The following is a 3,013-nucleotide window of genomic DNA, read 5'->3' on the forward strand; positions in this document are numbered from 1 at the left end:
GTTGCTGGGAAGCCTGCTGGCCGGTTGTGATCGCGGGGTGGCGCAAAACGCCTCACCGCCGCCGCCCGAAGTAAGTGTCGCGCAGGTGGTAGAGCAGAAAGTCAGCCAATGGGATAGCTTCAATGGCCGTTTCGAAGCGGTGCAGAGCGTGCAGCTGCGGCCGCGCGTTTCCGGCTATATCGATCAGGTCAATTATCGCGAAGGCGACGAGGTGAAAAAAGGTCAGGTGCTGTTCACCATTGACGATCGCACCTACCGCGCCACGCTCGAGCAGGCGCAAGCCGAACTCGCCAACGCGCGCAGCCAGGCCACGCTGGCCCGCAGTGAATCGGCACGTACCGATAAACTGATCGGCACCAATGTGGTGTCACGCGAAGAGTGGGAACAGCGTCGCTCGGCGGCTAATCAGGCGCAGGCCAATGTGCTGTCGGCACAGGCGGCGGTGGATATGGCGCAGCTGAACCTCGATTTCACCCGCGTCACCGCGCCGATTGAAGGTCGCGCCAGCCGCGCGATGATCACCACCGGCAACTTAGTTACCGCCGGTGACAGCGCCAGCGTGCTGACCACGTTAGTGTCGCAGGATCGCATGTACGTCTACTTCGACGTCGATGAAGCTACCTATCTGCATTATCAGGCGATGGCGCGTAAAGGCGAAAATCGCGGATCGCTGCCGGTGGAAGTGGCGCTGACTGGCGAAGAGGGTTTTCCGCATCGCGGCACCGTGGATTTCCTCGATAACCAACTGACCGCCAGCACCGGCACCATCCGCATGCGCGCCTCGCTGGATAATCAGCAGCGTCAGTTCACACCGGGCCTGTTTGCACGCGTACGCCTGCCGGGCAGCGCCGACTTCACCGCCCTGTTAATCGACGATAAAGCCGTGCTCACCGATCAGGATCGTAAGTACGTTTACGTGGTCGATGCCCAGGGTAAAGCCCAGCGCCGCGATATTCAGGCCGGTGATTTAGCCGATGGCCTGCGCATTGTGCAGCAAGGCCTGAAACCCGGCGACAAGGTGATCGTAAACGGCTTGCAGAAAGTCTTTATGCCTGGCATGCCGGTGACCGCCCAACCGGTGGCGATGCGCTCCGCTCAATAACCTTCGAGACTGCCTTTTATGGATTTCTCCCGCTTTTTTATCGACCGACCGATCTTCGCCGCGGTGCTGTCGATTTTGATCTTTACCACCGGATTGATCGCCATTCCGCTGCTGCCGATCAGTGAATATCCCAATGTGGTGCCACCGAGCGTGCAGGTGCGCGCGGAATATCCTGGCGCTAACCCCAAAGTGATAGCAGATTCCGTGGCGACGCCGCTGGAAGAAGCCATCAACGGGGTAGAAAACATGATGTACATGAAATCTGTGGCCGGTTCTGATGGCGTGCTGGTCACCACCGTGACCTTCCGTCCAGGCACCGATCCGGATCAGGCGCAGGTTCAGGTACAGAACCGTGTGGCGCAGGCCGAAGCGCGTCTGCCGGAAGAGGTACGACAACTCGGCCTCACCACGCAGAAGATGTCGCCGACGCTGACGCTGGTGGTGCATATGTTCTCGCCACACGGCAAGTACGATTCGCTCTATCTGCGTAACTACGCCACCTTGAAGGTGAAAGATGAGCTGGCGCGCCTGCCGGGCGTGGGTCAGATTCAGATCTTCGGGGCCGGTGAGTACGCGATGCGCGTCTGGCTCGATCCCAATAAAGTGGCGGCGCGTGGCTTGACCGCGTCCGATGTGGTCAGCGCGATGCAGGAGCAGAACGTGCAGGTTTCTGCCGGTCAGCTTGGCGCAGAGCCGCTGAAAAAACAGAGCGATTTCCTGCTGTCGATCAACACCCAAGGTCGTCTGGAGAGCGAAGAACAGTTCGGCAATATCATCCTGAAAACCGCCGACGACGGCACGCTGGTGCGCCTGCGTGATGTGGCGCGCATTGAGATGGGTTCCGGCAGCTACGCGTTGCGTTCGCAGCTGAACAACAAAGATGCGGTGGGTATTGGTATCTTCCAGGCGCCGGGCGCCAATGCTATCGACCTGTCGAATGCGGTGCGCGACAAAATGGCTGAACTGGCAACCCGCTTCCCGGACGATGTGCAGTGGGCCGCGCCGTACGATCCAACGGTGTTCGTACGTGATTCGATCCGTGCCGTGGTGCAAACGCTGTTCGAAGCGATTGTGTTGGTGGTGCTGGTGGTGATTCTGTTCCTGCAAACCTGGCGCGCGTCGATCATCCCGCTGCTGGCGGTGCCGGTTTCGGTGGTCGGTACCTTCAGCATCCTCTATCTGCTTGGCTTCTCGCTCAATACCTTGAGTTTGTTCGGACTGGTATTGGCGATCGGTATCGTGGTGGATGACGCCATCGTGGTGGTGGAGAACGTCGAACGTAATATCGAGCAAGGCTTATCGCCGACGGCGGCGGCGCATCAGGCGATGCGTGAAGTGTCTGGGCCGATTATCGCCATCGCGCTGGTGCTGTGTGCGGTGTTCGTGCCGATGGCGTTCCTGTCGGGCGTTACCGGTCAGTTCTATAAGCAGTTTGCAGTGACGATTGCCATTTCAACGGTGATCTCCGCCATCAACTCGCTGACGCTGTCCCCGGCGCTGGCAGCGCTGCTGCTGAAGCCACATGATGCCGCGAAGGATATGCCGACGCGCATCATCGATCGCCTGCTCGGCTGGCTGTTCCGTCCGTTTAACCGCTTCTTCCAGCGCAGTTCGGATGGCTATGAATCGCTGGTGGGTAAAACCTTGCGTCGTCGTGGTGCGGTGTTCGGCGTGTACGTGCTGCTGCTGGCCGGTGCGGGCTTTATGTTCCATACCGTGCCGGGCGGCTTTATTCCGACCCAGGATAAGCTCTATCTGATTGGCGGCGTGAAGATGCCGGAAGGTTCATCGCTGGCTCGTACCGATGAAGTGATTCGCAAGATGAGCGAAATCGGCATGAACACCGAAGGCGTGGCTTATTCGGTCGCCTTCCCCGGTCTGAATGCGTTGCAGTTCACCAACACGCCAAAT

At 59.3% G+C, this 3,013-nt stretch carries 2 protein-coding genes; both read left to right on the plus strand.

Going from position 1 to position 3,013, the window contains the following annotated elements; genetic code table 11:
* The first annotated feature begins 1 nt into the window (after position 1).
* Positions 2–1,102, plus strand: a complete 1,101-nt coding sequence (locus RTY00_RS22825; protein ID WP_312666452.1) for an efflux RND transporter periplasmic adaptor subunit — start codon at positions 2–4, stop codon at positions 1,100–1,102.
* An 18-nt stretch (positions 1,103–1,120) separates the two neighbouring features.
* Positions 1,121–3,013 (plus strand): efflux RND transporter permease subunit (locus RTY00_RS22830; RefSeq protein WP_312666454.1); only part of this gene is annotated, 1,893 nt, incomplete at its 3' end.

Source organism: Pantoea sp. CTOTU49201 (assembly GCF_032054795.1).
GTDB lineage: Bacteria > Pseudomonadota > Gammaproteobacteria > Enterobacterales > Enterobacteriaceae > Pantoea > Pantoea symbiotica.